This is a genomic window from Microbacterium sp. SA39 (genome assembly GCF_000967865.1).
Classification (GTDB): Bacteria; Actinomycetota; Actinomycetes; order Actinomycetales; family Microbacteriaceae; genus Microbacterium.
Window position 1 is genome coordinate 224756 of record NZ_JXRU01000037.1, and the last position, 21835, is coordinate 246590.

Consider the following 21835-nt stretch of genomic DNA (forward strand, 5'->3'; position numbering starts at 1 on the left):
TCCTGAACGACGTTTGGAATCTAATACTGAAGCGCATATAGTTTTCGCAAGGACACCGCCGTCGCCGCGAAAGGAATCCCATGACCGAGATCTCGGCCCCCGACCTCACCCTCGAGGAGAAGGCGTCGCTGACCAGCGGTGCGGACTTCTGGACCACGAAGGGCGTCGGGCGCGTCGGCATCCGCTCGGTGATGATGACCGACGGTCCGCACGGTCTTCGCAAGCAGGCGGGTGGCACCGATCACCTGGGACTCGCCAGCAGCGTGCCGGCCACCTGCTTCCCGCCCGCGGTCGGCATCGGGTCGTCGTGGGATCCGGAGCTCATCGAACGAGTGGGCGCGGCGATCGGCGTCGAGGCTGCCATCGAAGACGTCGCCGTCGTGCTCGGCCCCGGGATCAACATCAAGCGCTCGCCGCTGTGCGGGCGCAACTTCGAGTACTTCTCCGAGGATCCGATCGTGTCGGGCGTGCTGGGTGCCGCCTCCGTGCGCGGGGTGCAGTCGCAGGGCGTCGGCACGTCGCTCAAGCACTTCGCCGCGAACAACCAGGAGTTCGACCGGATGCGCGCCAGCTCCGACGTCGACCCGCGTCCTCTCCGCGAGATCTACCTGCGCGGCTTCGAGCGAGTGGTGAAGGATGCCGCGCCCTGGACGGTCATGTGCTCGTACAACAAGCTCAACGGCGTCTGGACCTCGGAGAATCCGTGGCTGCTCACGAGCGTGCTGCGCGACGACTGGGGCTTCGACGGTCTCGTCGTCTCGGACTGGGGCGCCGTGAACGACCGTGTCGCCGGCGTCGCGGCCGGGCTCGACCTGGAGATGCCGGCATCCGGAGGGCGCACCGACGCGCAGCTGGTCGAGGCCGTGCGCGCGGGAACGCTCGATGAGGCCGTGCTCGACACCGCGGCATCCCGCGTGATCGATCTGGTCCGCAAGGCGGGAGAGCGTCCGGCTGTCTCGGCTCCCCTCGACGTGGACGCGCATCACACGCTCGCCCGTGAGGCCGCGGGGCGTTCGATCGTGCTGCTCAAGAACCACGGTTCGCTTCTGCCCCTGGCGCCGGAGCAGAGGGTCGCGGTGATCGGTGCGTTCGCCACCGAGCCGCGTTTCCAGGGCGCCGGCTCCTCGCTCATCAATCCCACGCGCGTCGACAGGGCGCTGGACGAACTCCGAGCTGTGGGCGGCGACAACGTCTCCCACGCCGCGGGGTTCTCCGTCGAGGGCGGCGCGGTCGCGGCATCCGGTCGCTCTGCCGACGAGTTGCGCGCCGAGGCAGTCGCGGTCGCCGCGGCGGCGGACGTGGCCGTGGTCTTCCTCGGGCTGCCCGCGGCGGAGGAGTCCGAAGGCTTCGACCGCGAGCACATCGATCTCCCGGCAGTTCAGCTGGCGCTTCTCGAGGCCTTGGTCGAGGCGAACCCGCGCACCGTCGTCGTGCTCTCCAACGGCGGAGTGGTCGCGCTGCCCTTCGCCGACCGCGTGCCGGCGATCGTGGAGAGCTGGCTGCTCGGACAGGCGGGCGGCAGCGCTGTCGCCGACGTGCTGTACGGCACGGTGAACCCGTCGGGCAAGCTCACCGAGACGGTCCCCGTGCGTCTGGAGGACAACCCTTCGTTCGGCAACTTCCCCGGCGAGTTCGGTCACGTGCGCTACGGCGAAGGTCTGCTGGTCGGCTACCGCTGGTACGACGCGAAGGGTCTCGACGTGACGTTCCCGTTCGGCCACGGGCTGTCGTACACGACGTTCGCGTACGGCGACGCCACGGCATCCGTGGAAGCGGACGGGGACCTACGCGTGCGCGTCGAGGTGACGAACACGGGTGATCGGGACGGCCGCGAGGTCGTGCAGGTGTACGTCGCCCCCGAGCGGTCGATCGTGCAGCGGGCGCCTCGCGAGCTCAAGGCGTTCGCATCCGTCGCGCTCGCGGCGGGCGAGACTCGCACCGTCGAACTCGTCGTGCGCCGCGAGGATCTCGCGTACTGGGACGTGCGCATCGACCGCTGGGTGGTCGAAGGCGGGGAGTACCGAATGGAGGTCGCGGCATCGAGTCGCGACATCCGCTCGTCAGTCCGGGTGTCGGTGGTCGGCGACGACGTCGTCATCCCGCTCACCCTGAGCTCGTCGATCGGGGACGTCGTGGCGCATCCGATCGCCGGGCCCATCGTCATGGGTGCGCTCGGCGGATTCCTCGGAGAGCTCTCCGGCGCCGATTCCTCAGCCGCATCGATGATGCCGAACGATGAGGCGATGGAGAAGATGATGGCGTCGTTCCCGATCGGCCGACTCATCGGATTCCCTGGCGTCGACGTGTCGCACGAGCAGGTGGAGCAGTTGCTCGCGGCGGCCAACGCGGGGGAAGTGCCGTCCGAGTAGGCCTGTCGGCGGGTGCGGGGGCGGGTGCTGATGCTGCGACGACCGCGGAGATCAGCCCTGCGGCGCGAACCGTGTCGGGGCGTGGGTCGCGGCGACGAGCGCCCGCAGCTCCTCGAGCATCGCGGGGGCGGCGCCGAGCGCGCGCGCCTGCACGAGCACGTTGCCGAGTGCTGTCGCCTCGACCGGGCCTGCGAGCACGGGGAGCCCGGTGCGGTCGGCGGTCGCCTGGCAGAGCAGTCCGTTGAGCGATCCTCCGCCGACGAGGTGGATGCTGTCGAGCTCTCGACCGGACAGGTCGGATGCCGTCGCCACCGCTGCCGCGAAGGCCGCGGCGATCGACTCGATGATGCTGCGCACGAACCCTGCCCTCGTCGCAGGGACAGCGTCGCCGAGCAGCGCACCGATTCGGGTGGGCATATCGGCGGGCGCGCTGAGCGACGGGTCGTCCGCGTCGAAGAGCGCCACGTCGGCACTCCCTGCGGACGCCGCGGCCAGGAGTTCCGCGAGGTCGAGCGAGACGCCGTCCTCGGCTTCCCACGCGCGCACGGTCTCACTGAGCAGCCAGAGCCCGGTGACGTTGTGGAGGAAGCGGTAGCGGCCGTCGACGCCCAGCTCATGCGTGAAGTTCGCGTCCCGCGCGGCATCCGTCAGTACCGGCTCGTGCAGCTCCAGTCCGACAAGGCCCCACGTGCCGCAGGAGATGTACGCGGCTGACGGCGACGACATCGGCACGGCGGCGACGGCGGACGCGGTGTCGTGCGATCCGACCGCGATGACGGGCAGCCTCGCTCCGAGTCGCTCGGCGATCTCCGGACGGAGTTCACCGATCACCGCGCCGGGAGCGACCAGCTCGGGCAGCACCCCCTCCGGGATGCCCAGGCGTTCCGCGAGATCCGTGTCCCACTCGCCGGTCTCGACGCCGAGCAGTCCGGTCGTCGAGGCGTTGGTGCGCTCGGCGACTCGAACGCCGGTCAGGAGGAACGCGAGCAGATCCGGGACGAGGAGCGCGGTGTCGGCGTCGCGGAGCTCATCGTCGACCCGGTACTGGTACAGCGTGTTGAACGGCAGGAACTGCAGGCCGTTGCGGCGGTAGAGCTCGGCGAACGGCACGAGATCGTGCACCTCCCTCACCCCACGGGTCGTGCGCTCATCGCGGTAGTGGAAGGGTTCGGCCAGCAGTTCGCCGTCTCGGAGCAGTCCGTAGTCGACAGCCCACGAGTCGATGCCGATGCTCTCGATCGCGGGCTCGCGGCGGATCGCCTCGGCCAGGCCGTCGAGGATGTGCTCGTACAGCGCCGCGAAGTCCCAGTGCAGGCCGTCCTCTCGCTCGACGGGCCCGTTCGAGAAGCGCGAGACGAGCTCGAGGTCGAGTGTCCCGTCGCCGACCCGTCCGATCATGACGCGCCCGCTGGTCGCTCCGAGGTCGACGGCCGCGACCGCGCGGACGCTCATCGCAGGAAGGCGGCGGCGACGCCGGAGTCGACCGGGATGTGCAGGCCGGTCGTGCGGCTGAGCTCGGGCCCGGTCAGCACGAACACCGCGTCGGCCACGTTCTCCGGGACGACCTCGCGCTTGAGGATCGTGCGGTTCGCGTAGTACTGGCCGAGGTCTTCTTCGGCGACACCGTAGGTCGCGGCGCGGTTGGCGCCCCAGCCGGACGCGAAGATGCCGGAGCCGCGCACGACGCCGTCGGGGTTGATGCCGTTCACACGGATACCGTACTCCCCGAGTTCCACAGCCAGCAGGCGCACCTGGTGGGCCTGGTCGGCCTTGGTCGCCGAGTAGGCGATGTTGTTCGGACCGGCGAAGACGGAGTTCTTGGAGGAGATGTAGATGATGTCTCCGCCGAGCTTCTGGTCGATGAGCGCTCGGGCTGCGGCCTTCGAGACGAGGAACGATCCCTTCGCCATCACGTCGTGCTGCAGGTCCCAGTCCTTCTCGGTGGTCTCCAGCAGTGGCTTCGACAGGGACAGCCCGGCGTTGTTCACGACGAGGTCGACCCCGCCGAAGGCGAGGAGCGCGGCGTTCAACGCGGCCTGGATGGCATCTGCATCCGCCACGTTCGCCGCGACGCCGATCGCGACATCGGTGTTCCCGAGCTCGGCGGCGGCGGCCTGTGCCTTCTCGAGATCGAGGTCGGCGATCACGACGCAGGCGCCTTCGGCGGCGAGACGGGTGGCGATCGCCTTGCCGATGCCGGATGCCGCTCCGGTCACGAACGCGATGCGGCCCTGATGCGACTTCGGTTTCGGCATTCGCTGCAGCTTCGCTTCCTCGAGCGACCAGTACTCGATGCGGAACTTCTCAGCATCCGAGATGGGGGAGTAGGTCGAGAGCGCCTCGGCGCCGCGCATCACGTTGATCGCGTTGACGTAGAACTCGCCGGCGACGCGGGCGGTCTGCTTGTTGGCGCCGTAGGAGAACATGCCGACGCCGGGGATCAGGACGATGAGCGGGTCGGCGCCACGGATCGCGGGGGAGTCGGACGTCGCATGGGCGTCGTAGTAGGCCTGGTAGTCGGCGCGGTACTCCTGGTGGAGTTCGCGCAGTCGCGCGATCTGCTCATCGACGGATGCCGTAGCCGGCAGGTCGAGGATGAGCGGCTTGACCTTGGTGCGGAGGAAGTGATCGGGGCAGCTGGTGCCGAGAGCCGCGAGGGCAGGTGCTTTCTCGGATGCCAGGAAGTCGAGGACCACGTCGGCATCGGTGAAGTGCCCGATCTGCGGGCGGTCGTGCGAGGCGATGCCGCGGATGGTGGGAGCGAGGGCTGCTGCGCGCTCGCGGCGCTCGGCCTCGGGGAGCGCTTCGAAGCCGGAGCGGACGCCGCCGAACGGCTCGGACTTCCCGTGCTCGGCGATGTAGGCGGATGCTGTCTCGATGATCCACAGGGAGTTCGCCTCGGCCTCTTCCGAGGTGTCGGCCCAGGCGGTGATGCCGTGACCGCCGAGGATGCAGCCGATCGCCTGCGGGTTCGCTTCTTTGATCGCGGCGATGTCGAGTCCGAGCTGAAAGCCGGGGCGACGCCACGGCACCCAGGCGACCTTGTCGCCGAAGATCGTCGCGGTCAGTGCTTCGCCGTCCGCCGCCGTCGCGATCGCGATGCCGGAGTCGGGGTGCAGATGGTCGACGTGCGCGGCGTCGACGAGTCCGTGCATGGCGGTGTCGATCGAGGGCGCTGCGCCGCCCTTGCCGTGCAGGCAGTAGTCGAACGCGGCGACCATCTCGTCTTCGCGTTCGAGTCCGGGGTAGACGTCCTTCAGCGCGAGCAGGCGGTCGAGGCGCAGGACGGCGAGACCCGACTCCTTCAACGTGCCGAGGTCTCCGCCGGAGCCCTTGACCCACAGCAGCTCCACCGGCTGGCCGGTGACGGGGTCGGTCGCGGTGCCCTTGGCCGAGGTGTTCCCGCCGGCGTAGTTCGTGTTCTTCGGGTCGGCGCCCAGGCGGTTCGACCGCTCGATGAGGGCGGCGGAGGTGGGGTTGGCATCGGCCATGCGGGACTCCAGACGTTGTTATGTCTTGTGAAGTATGACAAAAGATAACGAAACGCGCAATGTGTTCCATCCGGCCTGGCTTGTGAATCTCTGTTGTGTGTACCAGTGTTTGTGACATGAGCATGGGGTCCCTCGACGGCGAACAACGCAAGGCGACGCTGGCCGCGGTCCTCGAACGAGACGGCATCATCCGTCTGTCCGCCGCTGCCGAGGAGCTCGGGGTCTCGACGATGACCGTTCGCCGCGACATCGTCGACATGGAGATCGCCGGGATCGTCCGTCGCGTACGCGGCGGGGCGATGCCCGCGCTCGGTCCCAAGCCCTTCCAGGAGAGGAGCGCGCGATCCGCGCGCGCGAAGGCGACGATCGCAGAGAAGGCGTTGCGCCTGGTGCCGAACAGCGGCGCCGTCGCGCTCGACGCCTCTTCGACCGTGGCCGCCCTGGGTGCCACGCTGGGCGGCCGGAACACGATCATCGTCGCCACGAACTCGTGGGAGGTGTTCCAGGCCGTGCGTCGAACGGGAGGGCCACGCCCGCTGTTGATCGGAGGCGAGCCCGAGGAGCGCACCGACAGCTTCGTCGGGCCGATCGCCTGCGAGGCCGCCGCCTCCATGCTCTACGCGCGCTTCTTCGCGTCGGCCAGCGCGATCGACGTCGATCACGGGTCCAGCGATGTCTCCCTCTCGGAGGCGCAGGTGAAGCGTCAGTTCGCGTCGGTCGCGGGGGAGACCATTCTCTGCGTCGACGCGACGAAGCTCGGGCAGCAGGATGTCGCGCGCAGCTTCGACTGGGAAGCCGTGGGTGTGCTCATCACCGAGCTCGACCCCGCGGACCACAGACTGGATGCCTATCGCGAGCGGGTCGAGATCCTGTAGAACCGCGGCAGGCCGCTCATATGAGCGCCCGGTGTTCTTGGATGAGCGTCGCGACTATGCTCGCCTCATGTCTGGAAACATCACTGGCCCGCTCCACGGCCGCATCGCGGTCGTCACGGGTGGCGCACGGGGCCTCGGCTACGCCATGGCCCGATCTCTCGCGGATGCCGGAGCCGATGTCGCTCTTCTGGATCTGCTCGACGGTGTCCGCGATGCCGCGGAAGCGCTGGCGGCGGACACGGGGCGCCGGTGCGTCGGCATCACCGTGGATGTCACGGCTGAGGCATCCATCGCCGACGCCTTCGGCTCCGTCGCTCGCGATCTCGGCATCGCCGACGTGCTCGTCAACAGCGCAGGGATCACGTCGGGTACTCCTCTCATCGACACGCAGCTGGCGAGCTGGCAGCGCGTGCTCGACGTGAACCTCACGGGCACGTTCCTCGCCGGTCGCGAGTTCGCACGCCGGCACGTCGCTGCCGCTCGCGGGAATCCGGCGAGCATCGTCAACGTCTCATCGATGTCGGCGTTCGCCGTCAACATCCCGCAGACGCAGGCGGCGTACAACACCTCGAAGGCCGCGGTCTCGATGCTCACCAAGAGCGCGGCGATCGAATGGCTGCCGCTCGGCATCCGCGTGAACGCGATCGCACCCGGCTATTTCGCGAGCGACATGACACGGGATTTCGTGGCGTCGAACCCGGAGATGGCGGAAGACTGGGTGCGCCGCATCCCTGCAGGACGCATGGGTGAGCCGGATGAACTCGGCGGACTTCTCGTCTACCTCGCGAGTGAGGCCTCGAGCTATGTGGTCGGTCAGAGCATCGTCATCGACGGGGGATACACCACCGTGTGATCACCGCGCGGACCATAGGCTGAGACCATGCCCGCACTGCCTTCCCGCTCGGCGAACTTCCGCGCCGCAGCGATCGACCTCGGCGGTTCGAGCGGTCGTGTCGTCAGCGCCTCGGTCGGTGACGGGCAGCTGCGGATCGACGGGGTGCGCCGGTTTCGCAACCGCGCGTTCACCGACGAACTCGGGCTCCGCTGGGATGCGCAGCGCCTGCACCGCGACGCCATCGCGGGGCTTCGGTCGCTGCGGGAGGAGGGCAGCGCCTTCGCCAGCGTCGGAGTGGATGCGTGGTCCGGCGACTACGGTCTGCTCGGCTACGACGGACTCGTCGATGCGCCGTTCCACCAGCGGGATTCGCGCACGGACCGCAGCTTCCCTCTTGTGGAGGCGCGGCTCCCTGCTGCCGACACGTTCCGGCAGACGGGTGTCACAGCGCTGCCGATCATGACGATCTACCAGCTCATGGCCGACCAGGCGGTCGGGCGTCTCGACACCGTACGGCGGATGCTGCTGATCCCCGATCTCATCTCGCACTGGCTCGGCGGTGAGGAGGTCTCCGAGGCCACCAACGTCTCGAGCACCGGTCTCGCCCTGCCGTACGGCGAGGGCTGGGACACAGAGCGGATCGACGCCCTGGGTCTGCCCGCCGCGATCTTTCCCGGCACTGTCGGGCCGGGAACCGTGACGGGCCGCATGAACGACGGCATCCTTGCCGGGGGCGATCGGACGGAAATCACCGCGGTCGCGTCTCACGACACCGCGAGCGCGGTCATCGCGGTCCCCGCCGAGAACGAGCATTTCGCCTACGTCTCCTGTGGCACGTGGATACTCACCGGCGTCGAGGTCGATCATCTCATCACGAGTGAGCGTGCCCGCGCGGCCGGCTTCACGAACGAGCTCGGTCTCGACGGCACCGTGAGGTTGTTGCGCATCGCTGCCGGACTCTGGATCGTGAACGAGTGCATGCGAGAGTGGGGCATCGACGGCTGGGGCGCGAGGAGTACTGCCGCTCGCCGTGCGCTGATCGCCCGTGCGGAGGCGGCTCCGGCATCCCGCATCCTGATCGACACCGGCGATCCGCGTCTGCTGCGCCCCGGCCAGATGACGGCGCGCATCGCCGCGCTGATCGCGGAATCGGGAGGGCAGGCGCCGACCGATCATGCAGCGATCGTCCGGCTCGTGCTCGAGAGCCTGGGCGCGTTCGTGGCACGACAGGTAGAGGAGTCCGCCGCGCTGTCGGGTGTCGACGTCCGGGTCGTCCACCTCGTCGGCGGGGGGTCCGAGTCCCCGATCCTCGCGCAGGCAGTGGCCGACCGATCTGGGCGACCGGTTCAGGCCGGGCCGTCCGAGGCGACCTCGATGGGCAACATCCTGGTGCAGGCGCGCACGCACGGCGCTGTGCGCGGCGGACTCAGCGACCTGCGACGAGTCGTGCGCGCGTCGACGGTGCTGCGCCGCTACGAGCCGCGCCCGCGGTGAGTGGGCCGGGGCGGTCGAAGCCGCGCCGGACTCAGACGCCGGTCTCGAGCAGGCGTCGAGCGAGGGCGGCGTCGGTGACGAGGGAGTCGATGAGCCCTGACCGCAGGGCAGCGGCGACGGCGCCGGTCTTCGACGGGCCGCCCGCGACGGCGATGACCTCGGGGATGCGGCGGAGCTGCTCGGTGGACACCGCGAGCGAGCGCTCGGCGACCGAGCCGACGGGGGTGCCCGTCTCGTCGATCAGGGTCGCGCAGATCTCCGCTTTGACGCCCGAGGCCAGCAGCTCGTCGAGCACGCCCGCCCTCCCTGCATTGTCGTAGAGCTGCGAATCGGGCGGGCTCCATGAGCCGATCGCGACGATGGCCTTGGTGACGTGGTCGAACCGCCGGAAGGTCTCCATGATGCCGGGCTCGCGTCGGAGGGCTGACGCGGTCGCGGCTGTCTCCACGAGCAGCGGGGCGAAGATCGCACGCGACCGGCCACCCGAGATGCGGCTGACCTGACGGATCACCTCGACACCGTTCTCGGGAGTGGGGGCGGCGACGCCGGCGAGCTGCACGACCTCGCAGGTCGCGAGCGTGCGCAGGTGTCCCGCCATCGCCGTCAGGGTGCGGCCCGCGGTGAGGCCCAGCACGTCGCCCTCGGTGACGATCTCGCTGAGGAGGTCGGCCGCGGCACGACCCAGGCGATCCTGGATGAGCTCGGGGGTCGTGCCGGGCGTGATGACGGCGAGGGCGCGCGTGAGGCCGAACCTCTTTCGCAACTCCATCGAAAGGTCGAGGTCGAGCGAGTCGGGCGCCTCGATCGTGATCTTCACCAGCCCTTGCTCGAGAGCTTCCTCCAGCATCCGGGCGATCTTGAAACGCGAGACGCCGAGCTCGTCGGCGATCTCGATCTTGGTCAATCCGTCCAGATAGTGCCGTCGCGCCACGTGCGAGATCCGGACCAGTTCATCGGGTCCCATGCTGCCTCTTCACTCTGTCGGGGGATGTCGAGTCAGCTTACCCCGGTTTCGGTCGATGCGCTCATATGAGCGCATGCTTGTCTCATCCGTCAGGGATGCCCTAGGGTCGGTCGAGCACTCACGACTGCACCGAAGGAGCCCGATGAAGAGCATGGAAACGCCGACGACGATGCGTGCGAGCGTGCTGGTGCGGGCGGGTGAGCTCACAGTCGAGACCCGCCCCGTACCCGCACCGGAGGCGGATCAGGTGATCGTGCAGGTGACCGCCGTCGGCATCTGCGGTTCCGACGTCCACTACTTCCACGAGGGCCGTATCGGCGACTTCATCGTCGAGGCACCCCTCGTGCTGGGGCATGAAGCCGGCGGTGTGATCATCGCGGTCGGCGACGAGGTCGACGCCGCTCGGCTCGGAGAGCGCGTATCGATCGAGCCGCAGCGCCCGTGCCGCCGATGCGAGTACTGCCGGAGCGGCCGTTACAACCTCTGCCCGCAGATCGAGTTCTACGCCACCCCACCGATCAATGGTGCGTTCGCCGAGTACGTCGCCATTCAGCAGGACTTCGCCCACAGAGTTCCGGCGTCGGTCAGCGACGAGGCCGCAGCACTCATGGAGCCGCTCTCTGTCGCGATCGCCGCGATCCAGAAGGCCGGGGTCCGCCCTGGCGACCGCGTCCTCATCACGGGCGCAGGCCCCATCGGCATCGTCACCGCGCAGACCGCTCGTGCGTTCGGTGCGACGGAGGTCGTGATCAGCGACCCGATGGCGGAGCGACGTGAGGTCGCCCTGCGCTTCGGGGCGACGCAGGCGATCGATCCGGCCGCCGAATCCCTCGGCTCGGGCTATGACGCCTTCATCGATGCGTCGGGGTCGCCGGTCGCGGTGAAGCAGGGCATCTCTGCTCTGAGGTCCGGCGCCGTCGCCGTCCTGGTCGGCATGGGCGCGGACGAGATCGCACTCCCGGTCTCGACGATCCAGAACCGCGAGCTCGTCATCACCGGTATCTTCCGCTATGCGAACACCTGGCCGACGGCGATCGCGCTCGCCGCCTCCGGGGCGGTCGACCTCGACGCCCTGGTCACCGGCAGCTTCGGGCTCGACGAGGTCCGCGAGGCTCTGGACTCGGCATCGCATCCGTCCACCCTGAAGAGCATCGTGCGTCCCGATCGCGACTCCGTGGAGCGATGATGACCGATCTCGGGCAGACGGGCGCGATCATCGTCCACGAGCATCCCGACATGCTCGAGTGCATCGACGTGCACAAGGCCTTCGGCGGCGTTCCGGTGCTCAAGGGCGTGGGGCTCCGTCTCGTGCCCGGCACAGTGACCGCGCTCGCCGGCGAGAACGGCGCCGGGAAGTCCACGCTCATGAAGATCGCCTCCGGACAGATGAGGGCCGACAGTGGACGCGTGCTCGTGCGAGGAGACGAGCTCGCCGCCGGATCGGCACGCGACGCCCATCAGCGCGGCATCGCCATCGTCCCGCAGGAACTCGCGTCGATCCTCGATACCACTGTGTACGAGAACATCTTCGTCGGACGGGAGTTGCGCGGTCGTCTCGGCCTCGTCGACCGACGCCGCATGGCACGGGAGGCGAAGGAGATGCTCGCCGAGTTCGGCGTCGACATCGACCCTGCGGCGCGCATGGGTTCTCTGCCCGTCGGCCTTCGGCAGATCGTCGAGATCGTGAAGGCCACGAGCACCGGAGCGCGGGTGCTGCTGCTGGACGAGCCGACGAGCGCGATCGCCGAACGCGAAGTCGCCCGTCTCCTCGCGAACTTGCGGATGCTGCGCGACCGAGGGGTCGCGATCCTCTTCACCACGCACAAGATGGAGGAGATCCGTGCGATCGCCGACCGGGTGGTGGTGCTCCGCGACGGAGGCCTCGTCGCCGACGAGCCGCTCTCCGCGCTCAGCGACGATGACATCGTCACCGCCATGATCGGTCGAGAGCTCGAGGACCTGTTCCCCGAGCTCCCGCCGGCGGCAGACGATGTCGCCCTGTCGGTGCGCGGGCTCACCTATTCCCCGGCACCGGAGCCGGTCGACCTGCAGGTGCGCCGCGGGGAGATCGTGGGGCTCGCCGGGCTCGTCGGCGCCGGACGCACCGAGCTCATCGAAGCGCTGTTCGGGGTGCGCGGCTCGACCGCCGGGGAGATCAGCATCGGCGGCGCCCGGGTCCGCCGCGGACATCCTGCCGATGCGATCACCGCGGGCATGGCGCTCGTGCCCGAGGACCGCAAGGGAGCAGGGGCCGTGCTCAGCATGGACATCCTCGCCAACGCGACGCTAACGCGCATGAGCAGCTTCTCCGTCGCGGGATGGCTCAAGGGGAAGAGTCGGACCGATGCCGTGGCTGAGGTCATGCAATCCGTGCGGCTGCGCAGCCGCGGTCTCGGGCAGCTGATGGAGACGCTCTCCGGTGGCAACCAGCAGAAGGTCGTGCTCGCACGGTGGCTGACCGGCGAGGTGAAAGTGCTGCTGCTCGACGAGCCTACGCGCGGTGTCGACATCGGCGCCCGGAGCGAGATCTATCGCATCATCACCGACCTGGCGGCATCCGGTATGGCCGTCGTCATGGCATCGAGCGATATGCCCGAGATCCTTGCCCTGTCCCACCGCGCCCTCGTGCTCAAAGGCGGCGGCGTGGTGGCGGAACTCGACCGCGCCGCGCTCGAGCAGCCCGACGTCCAGGACCGCATCTTCCGCCTCGCGAGCGGACTCGACACCTCCGAGGTTCCTGACGGGACCACCCCTTTCGCAAAGGACGACCAATGACCGACACCCGAACGGCACTGCCGAGCATCCTGCCCGAATCCGAGGTGCGACGCTTCAGCCCGACCTGGTTCGGGGACCTCGCCATCCGCTACGCGATGGTGATCGTGATGGTGCTCATCATCGCGTTCTTCCTGTACCGCAGCGCGCGCTTCGGCACAGTCGACAACCTGCAGACGATCCTCGTCGCGGCCGCTCCGTTCGCGTTGATCGCGCTCGGTCAGACGCTGGTGATCCTCACCGGAGGCATCGACCTGTCCGTCGGCAGCGTGATCGCCGCCGCCGCCGTGTTCGGCAGCCTCACGGCGAAGGCCTTTCCCGATCAGATCTGGCTCGCGATCGTCGCCGGGGTCGTCGTCGGCTTCGTCGCCGGCGCGATCAACGGCTTCGTCGTGTCGGTGATCCAGGTACCACCTTTCATCGCCACGCTCGGCATGCTGACCCTGGCGTCCGGCATCGCCTACGTCGCGGGGAACGGCGCCCCCATCACCGGGCTTCCGCCCGAGTTCTCCCGCATCGCCAACGCGCAGTTCGGCGGATTGACCCTTCCCGTCATCCTCATGATCGTCGGCATCCTCGGACTCGCGATCATCATGCGACGGACCGCATGGGGCATGCGCGTCTACGCGATCGGCGGCAACCCGATCGCCGCCGGCATCGCGGGCATCAATGTCGGCCGCACGATCTTCAGCGTGTACGCGATCTCCGGCATGCTCGCGGGCATCTCCGGCGTGATGCTGGCGAGTCGGGTCACGCTGGGCGCTCCGAACCTCGGCGTCGGGTACGAGCTCGACGCGATCGCGGCGGTCGTCATCGGCGGGGCGAGCCTGCTCGGCGGACGCGGATCCATCTGGGGCACCGCCCTTGGCCTGCTGCTCATCCAGACCCTCAACAACGGTCTCGACATCCTGACCGTCCCGGCCTACTGGCAGAAGGTCATCAAGGGCGTGCTCATCGTCGCGGCCGTAGCCGTGGACGTCTGGGCGACGCGACGCCGAAGTCGCTAGACGGAACCGCCGGAGAAGTCGGCCTCGGCCGCACAACGTTGTCATCGCACCACCAACCGAGAGGAATCCCATGTTCATCAAGAAGAGCCGCATCGCCGCGACCTTCGCCTTCACGGCGGTCGCCGCCCTGTCGCTCGCCGCGTGCGGCGCCGGCGACCCCAACGCGGGCGCCGAGACGAGTGAGGGCGGCGAGGAGCGCATCACCATCGGTGTGAGCGTCTACGACATGTCCTCGTTCGTCACCGAGGGCAAGGAAGGCATCGAGCGCTACGCCGACGAGAACAACATCGAGATCCTCTGGAACTCCGCGGGACTCGACGTCAACACCCAGGCGACCCAGGTCGATCAGTACGTCACGGCCGGCGTCGACGCGATCGTCGTCATCCCGGTGCAGGCCGACTCGCTGCAGCCGCAGATTGCCGCAGCGAAGGCGGCGGACATCCCCTTCTTCGATGTCAACGCATCGCTCGACAGCGACGACCTCACGGGTTCGGTGCAGCCGGACGATGTGGCAGCGGGCGAGCAGGAAGCGCAGATGATGATGGATGCCCTCGGCGGCAAGGGGAACGTCATCATCCTGCAGGGCCCACTCGGCGGTTCGGGTGAGATCAACCGCGGCAAGGGCATCGACAACGTCCTCGCCGAGTACCCGGACGTGACGGTCCTCGCCAAGGACACCGCGAACTGGAAACGCGATGAGGCGGTCAACAAGGTCAGCAACTGGATCTCGGCCTTCGGGGACGACATCGACGGCGTGATCGCGCAGAACGACGACATGGGGCTCGGTGCCCTGCAGGCGCTCAAGGAAGCGGGCATGACCGATGTGCCGATCGTCGGCATCGACGGAATCGCGGACGGTCTGGAAGCCGTCAAGAACGGCGACTTCATCGGCACCTCGCTGCAGAACGGCACGGTTGAGCTGTCCGCCGGCGTCGCCTACGCGGCTGCCGTCGTGCGTGGAGAAGATGTCGAGGAGAACCCCGTCTACCTGATGCCGGCCATCACGAAGGACAACGTCGACGAGGCCATCGGCCACGTCGTCACCGAGCGTGAGGCTTTCCTCGAGAACCTCACCGAGATGACCAACAAGAACCTGAAGAGCGGCAACATCGCGTACGAGGGGCTGACCGGCCAGAAGGAGTGACCGGTCGCATCTGAAGAGAAGGGGGAGGGCCGCGACTGAACCGGCCCTCCCCCTTCTCTGCGCTGTCGGGACGCGCGCTCAGGCGCCCCAGCCTGCCTGCACGCCGCCTACGCGGTGGGCGGCGATCTTCTGCTGGTAGCCGGATGCTGCGTACGCGGCCATCGGGTCACCGGCGAGGCCGCGCGACTCGCGCCATTCGGCGAGGGCAGGGCGCACGTCGGTGTAGAACGCATCCATGAACACCGCGTTCGCGGCGAGCACGTCGCCGGACTTCTGCGCCGCCGTGAGTGCTTCGCGGTCGACGAGCAGCGCGCGAGCGGTCATCTCCTGCACGTTCAGGACCGAGCGGATCTGTCCGGGGATCTTGTCCTCGACGTTGTGGCACTGGTCGAGCATGAAGGCGACATCCGGGTTGTTCAGTCCGCCGCCGCGGATGACCTCGAAGAGGATGCGGAAGAGCTGGAACGGGTCGGCCGCCCCGACGATGAGGTCGTCGTCGGCGTAGAACCGGGAGTTGAAGTCGAACGAGCCGAGCTTTCGTAGGCGCAGCAGCTGCATCACGATGAACTCGATGTTCGTGCCGGGCGCGTGGTGTCCGGTGTCGAGGCAGACCATGGCCTTGTCGCCGAGCGCGCTCACCTGGGCGTAGGACGTTCCCCAGTCCGGAACATCGGTGTGGTAGAACGCCGGCTCGAAGAACTTGTACTCGAGCACGAGCCGCTGGTCGTCGCCGAGACGCGCGTAGATCTGCTGGAGCGACTCCTGCAGGCGGTCCTGGCGGCCGCGGAGGTCGGCCTGTCCCGGGTAGTTCGAGCCCTCGGCGAGCCAGATCTTGAGGTCGCGGCTGCCCGTGGCATCCATGACGTCGATGCAGGCGAGGTGGTGGTCGATGGCCTTCTGGCGGATCGCCGCGTCCTCATGGGTCAGTGCGCCGAACTTGTAGTCGTCGTCCTGGAAGGTGTTCGAGTTGATCGTGCCCAGCGCGACGCCGTGGTCCTCGGCGTGCTTGCGCAGGTCGTCGTACGAATCGACCAGGTCCCACGGGATGTGCAGGGCGACGCTCGGCGCGAGAGCGGTGTACTTCTGCACCTGCGCGGCATCCGCGATCTTCTCCCACGGATCGCGCGGGGTCCCGGGCGTTCCGAACACCTTGAAGCGGGTGCCGGAGTTGCCGAACGCCCAGCTGGGAAGCTCGATGCCCTGCCGCTCGAGAGCGGCCAGGTGGTCGGAGGAGAGGATGCTCATGTCGTGCTGCTTTCATCGTTGAATGAATCGTTTCAAGCCCTGCGATGACGACATTAGGCGATGAGTTGACTGCTGTCAAGACGCGTGAGAGTGTGTGAACGCACAGGCTCATGAGTCGTTTCAGGAGTCGGGAAGAGGGATGATGACGGTCAGCGTTCGCGAGGTGGCTGAAGACGCCGGGGTGTCGGTCGGGACGGTCTCGAATGTGCTGAACCGCCCGGAGAAGGTGTCTCCGGCGACGGTCTCCCGCGTGCAGGCGTCGATCGCTCGCCTGGGTTTCGTGCGCAACGACGCCGCTCGACAGCTCCGGGCGGGACGCAGTCGCACGATCGGCCTCGTCGTTCTCGACATCAGGAACCCGTTCTTCGCCGAGATCGCGCGGGGTGCCGAGGAACGAGCGGATGAGAACGGACTCTCCGTGCTGGTGGCCAACAGCGACGAGAAGCAGCAGCGAGAGGCCAGACATCTCGATCTCTTCGAGGAGCAGCGCGTCACGGGCGTGCTGGTGACGCCGGTGTCGGAGTCGCTGCCTCGGCTCGCGCAGATGCAGGAACGCGGGACGCCGATCGTCCTGGTCGACCGGGAGTCCCATGACGAGCGGATGGCATCCGTTGCCGTCGACGATGTCGAGGGGGGTCGCGTCGCCATGGAGCATCTGCTGTCGGTCGGTCGCCGTCGCATCGCGTTCGTGGGCGGACCGGTGGCGTTACGACAGGTGGCAGACCGCCTCAGCGGTGCCCAGGCTGCGGCCGCCGAGGAGGGGGCGGGCGTCGAGTTCATCTCGACCAGCGCGCTCACCGTCGAGGAAGGGCGTCGAGCCGGGCGTCAGATCCTGGCGCGGAATCGCGCTGATCGGCCGGATGCCGTGTTCGCGGCGAACGACCTGCTGGCGCTCGGTGTGCTGCAGAGCCTTGTGATGACCGGCGACGCGCGCGTGCCGGAGGACATCGCACTGATCGGCTACGACGACATCGACTTCGCCGCGGCCGCGGTGATCCCGCTGAGCTCGGTCCGTCAGCCGGCGGCACCGATCGGCTCGACGGCCGTCGAGCTGCTCCTGCGGTCGATCGACGATCCGGACGGCGACTACGAGCGGAACGTGCGCTTCCGTCCCGAGCTCATCGTCCGCGCCTCGACCGCGGGCTGAGCGGGCGCCGCGATTCGTCAGGCCGTGCCGAGGGGACGCGCCCAGGCTCCTTCGAGACTGTGGCTGCCACTTCCCACCTCGAAGGTCTCGCCGCCGGGCAGCTGCACGGTCGCCGTCGATCCGGTCGGCACTGTGACATCGACCCGCAGCGTCTCGCCGTCGAGTCGCCAGGCGATCTCCGCTCGCCCGTATGGGGTCTCATGCGCGGCGCGGGCGTGCGTGAACCCCCCGCCCGGCTTCGGTGCGAACCGGATCGCGCGGTACCCCGGAGCAGCGGGGGCGAGGCCTGCCACGGTGCGGTGCATCCAGTCGGCGACCGCCCCGAGGGCATAGTGATTGAACGACGTCATGCTCCCCGGGTTCACGGTGCCGTCGGGACGGAGGCTGTCCCAGCGCTCCCAGATCGTGGTGCCGCCCTGCACCACCGCGTAGAGCCACGAGGGCGCCTCGGTCTCGAGCAGCAGATCGTAGGCGGCATCCGCATGGCCGGTGACGGTGAGCGCGTCCGAGACGAGCGGCGTCCCGACGAACCCGGTCGCGATGCGGTGACCGGCCTGTTCGACGAGCGCGGCGAGGCGGGCTCCCGCGGACGCGAGCACCTCGTCCGGGACGAGGTCGAACGCGATGGCCAGGGAGTACGCCGTCTGCGCGTCGCTGGTCATCCGGCCGTCCGGCAGCAAATAGGTCGCAGTGAACGCCGTGCGCACCTCGGCCGCGAGCTTTGCGTAACGGGCGTGATCGTCTGTGAGGCCGAGTACTTCGGCCATCCGGGCCACCCGATCGGCGGAGCGCGCGAAGTACGCGGTGGCGACGAGGTAGCGGTCGGTCGTGGCGTCCGCGGGGTCTTCCGGTGGAGCCGCGGGGTCGAGCCAGTCGCCGAGTTGGAAGCCCTCGTCCCAGAGACGGTCCTCCCCGGCGAGCCGTTCGAGCAGGTCGACCCACTTGCGGGCGCTCTGATACTGATCGCTCAGGATGCGGGTGTCGCCGAAGCGCTCGTAGAGCGTCCACGGCGTGAAGGCCGCCACGTCGCCCCATGCCGCGCCGGGGCGGATCGGCGTCCACTGCTTGTCGGCGGGGATGACCGGCACGTACCAGGGCACCGTGCCGTCGGGCAGTTGCTCGATCGCGACGTCCTTGAGCCAGCTGGACAACATGCCCGAGACGTCGTAGAGGAAGGATGCCGTCGGCGCGAACACCTGAAGATCGCCGGTCCAGCCGATGCGCTCGTCGCGCTGCGGGCAGTCCGTGGGGATGTCGAGGAAGTTGCCCCTCATGCTCCACACGACGTTCTCGTGCAGCCGGTCGACGAGGGCGTTCGACGACTCGAACCACCCGGTGCGCTCCATGTCGGTGTGGTAGACCCGGGCGACGATGTCTCCGGCGGCGACCGCGGCATCGAGCGCAGCCGCCTCTCCCGGCCAGTCGACCTCGGCGTAGCGGAACCCGTGGAAGGTGAACCGCGGTTCCCACTCCTCGACGCCGCTGCCGGCGAGGATGTACGCGTCCGTCGACTTCGCGTCGCGCAGGGGACGCGTGTAGATCTCGCCCTTCTGCAGCACCTCTGCCGTGCGGAAGCGCACGATGTCGCCGGCGCGACCGGATACGCGGAAGCGCGGGCGGCCGACGAGGTTCTGACCGAAGTCGAGCACGCGTCGGCCGCTCGGGGTCGTGAGCAGCTCGACAGGCGCGACCTCCTGGGTGCAGCGGACCGGCGGACCCTCCGGAGCGGTGAGGGTCGCCGGGTCGCGGTGGGCGGCGACGACTCTCGACCAGCCGCTCGCGTCGTACCCCGGACGCGACCACCCGGGGAGCTCGGCGGCGATCCGCGCGTCGTAGGTCTCGCCGTCGTAGTTGCCCGAATGCAGGATCGGACTGGGCGCGGCGCGCCAGTCGCCATCCGTCGCGATCGTCTCGGTCGTGCCGTCGGCATAGCGCAGTTCGAGCTGCGCCAGCAGCGACAGGTCGGTGCCGAAGATGTTGCGGAAGCCGCCGCGCCAGCCCATGCGTCCGCGGTACCAGCCGTCTCCGAGCCACGCACCGATGGCGTTGGCGCCCGGAGAGATCTCGTCGGTGACGTCGTAGGTGTAGTAGCGCAGCTTCTGCCGGTACGGGGTCCAGCCGGGCGACATGGCGTCGTCGCCGATGCGCCGCCCGTTGATCTCGACCTCGTAGACCCCGTGCGCCGTCACGTACAGGCGGGCCGATGCGAGGCCGCCGCGCGCGGAGAAGTCGCGTCGGAGCACGGAGGGGCGGCGCTCGTCACTGAGGGGATTCTCGTTCCAGTTCGCGCCCACTGCCATGGCCGACCAGTCGTCCGGGGCGAGCAGTCCGGTCTCCACCGCGGCCGGCTCGCTCCATCCGGAGACGGAGCCGTCGTCTCCCGTGACCCGCACGCGTACGACGGCGCGTTCCCGCGAGGCGAGCGGAGCCGAGGGCCAGTCCCGCAGGACCGAGTCGGAGTCCTCGACCGAGACGGTCGTGACGTCGCCCGAGCGCGTCACCTCCAGCTCATAGGCGATCTGGGTCCAGCCCGCCGGTGCCCGCGTCTTCCAGGAGATGCGGGGAGCGGGCACGCCGATGCCGAGGGCGTGGCGGTGGTGCTCGAAGGTGGGCGCAGCGACGTCGATGCTCATGAGTCTCCTGATTCGGATCTGCCTCGATCATCCCGGATCGATTGACACGTTTCAAGTCGAAACGGGAAGATGAGGGGAACGAAAGGGTTCTCATGCGCATCGTGGTCACCGGCAGTTCGGGCAAGCTCGGCAGAGCGACCGTCGAGAGGCTGCGAGCCGACGGTCACGAGGTGGTCGGGTTCGACATCATCGGAACGCCGGGGCCGGGCTTCGTCCGCGTCGACCTGCAGGACTACGGGCAGGTACTCGATGCCCTGCTCGGCGTCACGGCCCGTCACGACGGGCTCGACGCCGTCGTGCATCTCGCCGCCCTGCCCGTGAACGGGCTGGTGCCGGATGCCGCCACCTTCACGAACAACATCAACGCGACCTTCCACGTGCTGCACGGCGCGCTGCGCGCCGGCATCCGCACCATCGTGCAGGCGTCGAGCATCACTGCCATGGGCTTCCCCGACTACGCGAACCTGACCTCGCTGCCGGTCGACGAGAGCTACACCGAGGCGAACAACACCTACGCGCTGGGCAAGATCGCGGAGGAAGCGATGGCCGCGCAGCTCGTGCACTGGGCCGAGGGGGCCAGCATCACGGCGCTGCGCTTCACCAACGTCGTCGCCGAGGACGAGTACGCGACCTTCGAGCGCGCGGGCGTCGCCGACTACCGACGCGATCTGCTCGGCACCTACGTCGACGTGCGAGACGCCGCGACGGCCGTGGCCCTGGCCCTTCAGCACGCGGCTCCGGGTTTCGAGGTCTACAACGTGGCGGCATCCGACTCGGGTGTGTCGACGCCGACCGTCCAATACGCCGAACGGAACTATCCCGGGGTCGCGCTTCGGGAGGGGGTCGGCGAGTTCGAGACCCTGATGTCGATCGACAAGGCGCGCGACCGGCTCGGCTTCGAGCCCGTGCACCTCTGGCGCCAGGAGTACACCGCCTCGTAGCAGGGCTCAAGTGGTCACGCCGCAGTGGTCGTGGTGCGGATCCGGTAGAGGCCCGTCGTGGCGGTGAGGAAGAGGTCGTGCCCGTCGTCGCCACCGAACGTGCAGTTCGACACCGTCTCGGGAACGGCGATGTGCTCGAGCAGCCCGCCGTCCGGTGCGTAGACGTAGATCCCGTCCCCGGCCGAGGTCCACAGCCGGCCCTCCCGGTCGACGGCGAACCCGTCGGATGCACCGACGGGAGGTCTGGCGAACTCGCGCCCTGCGCCGACGACCGTCGGCCCGTCGACCTCGAACACGTGGATCTGCTGAGCTTCGGGCTGGTCGGCGTAGAAGCCGGTGTCGGAGACGTACAGCCGGGAGCCGTCGGGAGAGAACGCGATGCCGTTCGGGTGGACCATCGTCGTCACGACGGGTTCCGCCTCGCCGGTGCGCGGATCCCAGCGGAACACGAAGCAGGCGTCGTACTCGGAGGTGCCCGGGTGTCCCTCCCGGCCGCTCGGGTCGATGCCGTAGGGCGGGTCGGTGAACCAGATCGCTCCGTCGGATGCCACGGCGAGATCGTTCGGGGAGTTGAACCGTCCGCCGCTCCAGCGGTCGACGAGGACCTCGGGGCCGCCTGCCGCCTCGCGCTCGATCGCACGTCGTCCGTGACTGCACTGGACGACCCGGCCTTCGAGGTCGAGCGTCCTGCCGTTCGTGAACTCGGCGGGCTGGCGGAACGTCGACACCTCGCCCGTCACCGCGTCCCACTCCAGGATGCGGTCGTTCGGGATGTCGCTCCAGCGCAGCCTCCTGGTCTCCGGCAGCCAGACAGGTCCTTCGCTCCAGACGGTGCCGTCGGCGAGGCGCTCGAGGTCCGCTCCTGGAGCGAGCAGCGATGGGGTCAGGTCCGTTGACATGTCGATTCTCCTTTGAATA

At 68.7% G+C, this 21835-nt stretch carries 16 protein-coding genes; 10 read left to right on the forward strand and 6 right to left on the reverse strand.

Annotation, left to right across the window (positions count from 1 at the left end; all coding sequences use genetic code 11):
* Positions 1-80 precede the first annotated feature (80 nt).
* A complete protein-coding gene (locus tag RS85_RS14515; protein ID WP_046014155.1) occupies positions 81-2369 on the forward strand; it encodes a glycoside hydrolase family 3 C-terminal domain-containing protein in 2289 nt (762 codons plus the stop codon).
* A 51-nt stretch (positions 2370-2420) separates the two neighbouring features.
* Here the strand turns inward: RS85_RS14515 and RS85_RS14520 are convergent, their stop codons facing one another.
* Together RS85_RS14520 and RS85_RS14525 are read right to left on the reverse strand one after the other, a co-directional pair.
* Positions 2421-3821: a rhamnulokinase gene (locus RS85_RS14520; protein WP_046014156.1), complete on the reverse strand. Its 1401-nt coding sequence runs from the start codon at positions 3819-3821 to the stop codon at positions 2421-2423.
* Positions 3818-5860, reverse strand: coding sequence for a bifunctional rhamnulose-1-phosphate aldolase/short-chain dehydrogenase (locus RS85_RS14525; protein WP_046014157.1), 2043 nt, complete (start codon positions 5858-5860; stop codon positions 3818-3820). Before RS85_RS14525 ends, RS85_RS14520 begins: the two co-directional genes overlap by 4 nt.
* 116 nt (positions 5861-5976) lie before the next feature.
* On the opposite strand from RS85_RS14525, the gene RS85_RS14530 reads away from it, so the two are divergent.
* From RS85_RS14530 to RS85_RS14540, 3 genes are all read left to right on the forward strand, one after another.
* A complete protein-coding gene (locus RS85_RS14530) occupies positions 5977-6735 on the forward strand; it encodes a DeoR/GlpR family DNA-binding transcription regulator (protein ID WP_052703587.1) in 759 nt (252 codons plus the stop codon).
* A 67-nt stretch (positions 6736-6802) separates the two neighbouring features.
* Positions 6803-7588, forward strand: coding sequence for an SDR family oxidoreductase (locus RS85_RS14535; protein ID WP_046014233.1), 786 nt, complete (start codon positions 6803-6805; stop codon positions 7586-7588).
* A 27-nt stretch (positions 7589-7615) separates the two neighbouring features.
* Complete coding sequence (locus RS85_RS14540; RefSeq protein WP_046014159.1) at positions 7616-9064, forward strand: rhamnulokinase; 1449 nt, start codon at positions 7616-7618, stop codon at positions 9062-9064.
* Between the two features lie 31 nt (positions 9065-9095).
* Here RS85_RS14540 and RS85_RS14545 read toward each other — a convergent pair whose 3' ends face one another.
* Positions 9096-10028 (reverse strand): sugar-binding transcriptional regulator, encoded by a 933-nt coding sequence (locus tag RS85_RS14545; RefSeq protein WP_046014160.1) that lies wholly within the window; start codon positions 10026-10028, stop codon positions 9096-9098.
* A gap of 142 nt (positions 10029-10170) precedes the next feature.
* Here RS85_RS14545 and RS85_RS14550 point away from each other — a divergent pair, with 142 nt between their 5' ends.
* The 4 genes from RS85_RS14550 to RS85_RS14565 all read left to right on the forward strand — a co-directional run bounded on the left by RS85_RS14550 (position 10171) and on the right by RS85_RS14565 (position 14951).
* Positions 10171-11214, forward strand: a complete 1044-nt coding sequence (locus tag RS85_RS14550; protein WP_046014161.1) for an NAD(P)-dependent alcohol dehydrogenase — start codon at positions 10171-10173, stop codon at positions 11212-11214.
* Positions 11214-12803 (forward strand): sugar ABC transporter ATP-binding protein, encoded by a 1590-nt coding sequence (locus RS85_RS14555; RefSeq protein ID WP_082087640.1) that lies wholly within the window; start codon positions 11214-11216, stop codon positions 12801-12803. The genes RS85_RS14550 and RS85_RS14555 overlap by 1 nt, the downstream gene beginning before the upstream one ends.
* Entirely contained in the window at positions 12800-13807 is a 1008-nt protein-coding gene (locus RS85_RS14560; protein WP_046014162.1) for an ABC transporter permease, read from the forward strand. The genes RS85_RS14555 and RS85_RS14560 overlap by 4 nt, the downstream gene beginning before the upstream one ends.
* A gap of 70 nt (positions 13808-13877) precedes the next feature.
* Entirely contained in the window at positions 13878-14951 is a 1074-nt protein-coding gene (locus RS85_RS14565) for a substrate-binding domain-containing protein (RefSeq protein WP_046014163.1), read from the forward strand.
* A 78-nt stretch (positions 14952-15029) separates the two neighbouring features.
* On the opposite strand, the gene rhaI is transcribed toward RS85_RS14565, so the two are convergent.
* A complete protein-coding gene (gene rhaI, locus RS85_RS14570; RefSeq protein ID WP_046014164.1) occupies positions 15030-16196 on the reverse strand; it encodes an L-rhamnose isomerase in 1167 nt (388 codons plus the stop codon).
* 142 nt (positions 16197-16338) lie between these two features.
* Here rhaI and RS85_RS14575 point away from each other — a divergent pair, with 142 nt between their 5' ends.
* A complete protein-coding gene (locus RS85_RS14575) occupies positions 16339-17343 on the forward strand; it encodes a LacI family DNA-binding transcriptional regulator (protein ID WP_046014235.1) in 1005 nt (334 codons plus the stop codon).
* 17 nt (positions 17344-17360) lie between these two features.
* On the opposite strand, the gene RS85_RS14580 is transcribed toward RS85_RS14575, so the two are convergent.
* Positions 17361-19976, reverse strand: coding sequence for a glycoside hydrolase family 78 protein (locus RS85_RS14580; RefSeq protein WP_046014165.1), 2616 nt, complete (start codon positions 19974-19976; stop codon positions 17361-17363).
* Positions 19977-20068: 92 nt separating this feature from the next.
* Between RS85_RS14580 and RS85_RS14585 the strand changes: the two genes are divergently transcribed.
* Positions 20069-20917: an NAD-dependent epimerase/dehydratase family protein gene (locus RS85_RS14585; protein ID WP_046014166.1), complete on the forward strand. Its 849-nt coding sequence runs from the start codon at positions 20069-20071 to the stop codon at positions 20915-20917.
* Between the two features lie 14 nt (positions 20918-20931).
* On the opposite strand, the gene RS85_RS14590 is transcribed toward RS85_RS14585, so the two are convergent.
* Entirely contained in the window at positions 20932-21816 is an 885-nt protein-coding gene (locus RS85_RS14590; protein ID WP_046014167.1) for an SMP-30/gluconolactonase/LRE family protein, read from the reverse strand.
* Positions 21817-21835: the final 19 nt, after the last annotated feature.

What these genes read in the sequence shown, in the direction of transcription:
- RS85_RS14515 (WP_046014155.1), top strand. Translation starts at nt 81, where the DNA reads ATGACCGAGATCTCGGCCCCCGACCTCACCCTCGAGGAGAAGGCGTCG.
- RS85_RS14520 (WP_046014156.1), bottom strand. Translation starts at nt 3,821, where the DNA reads ATGAGCGTCCGCGCGGTCGCGGCCGTCGACCTCGGAGCGACCAGCGGG.
- RS85_RS14525 (WP_046014157.1), bottom strand. Translation starts at nt 5,860, where the DNA reads ATGGCCGATGCCAACCCCACCTCCGCCGCCCTCATCGAGCGGTCGAAC.
- RS85_RS14530 (WP_052703587.1), top strand. Translation starts at nt 5,977, where the DNA reads ATGAGCATGGGGTCCCTCGACGGCGAACAACGCAAGGCGACGCTGGCC.
- RS85_RS14535 (WP_046014233.1), top strand. Translation starts at nt 6,803, where the DNA reads ATGTCTGGAAACATCACTGGCCCGCTCCACGGCCGCATCGCGGTCGTC.
- RS85_RS14540 (WP_046014159.1), top strand. Translation starts at nt 7,616, where the DNA reads ATGCCCGCACTGCCTTCCCGCTCGGCGAACTTCCGCGCCGCAGCGATC.
- RS85_RS14545 (WP_046014160.1), bottom strand. Translation starts at nt 10,028, where the DNA reads ATGGGACCCGATGAACTGGTCCGGATCTCGCACGTGGCGCGACGGCAC.
- RS85_RS14550 (WP_046014161.1), top strand. Translation starts at nt 10,171, where the DNA reads ATGAAGAGCATGGAAACGCCGACGACGATGCGTGCGAGCGTGCTGGTG.
- RS85_RS14555 (WP_082087640.1), top strand. Translation starts at nt 11,214, where the DNA reads ATGACCGATCTCGGGCAGACGGGCGCGATCATCGTCCACGAGCATCCC.
- RS85_RS14560 (WP_046014162.1), top strand. Translation starts at nt 12,800, where the DNA reads ATGACCGACACCCGAACGGCACTGCCGAGCATCCTGCCCGAATCCGAG.
- RS85_RS14565 (WP_046014163.1), top strand. Translation starts at nt 13,878, where the DNA reads ATGTTCATCAAGAAGAGCCGCATCGCCGCGACCTTCGCCTTCACGGCG.
- rhaI (WP_046014164.1), bottom strand. Translation starts at nt 16,196, where the DNA reads ATGAGCATCCTCTCCTCCGACCACCTGGCCGCTCTCGAGCGGCAGGGC.
- RS85_RS14575 (WP_046014235.1), top strand. Translation starts at nt 16,339, where the DNA reads ATGACGGTCAGCGTTCGCGAGGTGGCTGAAGACGCCGGGGTGTCGGTC.
- RS85_RS14580 (WP_046014165.1), bottom strand. Translation starts at nt 19,976, where the DNA reads ATGAGCATCGACGTCGCTGCGCCCACCTTCGAGCACCACCGCCACGCC.
- RS85_RS14585 (WP_046014166.1), top strand. Translation starts at nt 20,069, where the DNA reads ATGCGCATCGTGGTCACCGGCAGTTCGGGCAAGCTCGGCAGAGCGACC.
- RS85_RS14590 (WP_046014167.1), bottom strand. Translation starts at nt 21,816, where the DNA reads ATGTCAACGGACCTGACCCCATCGCTGCTCGCTCCAGGAGCGGACCTC.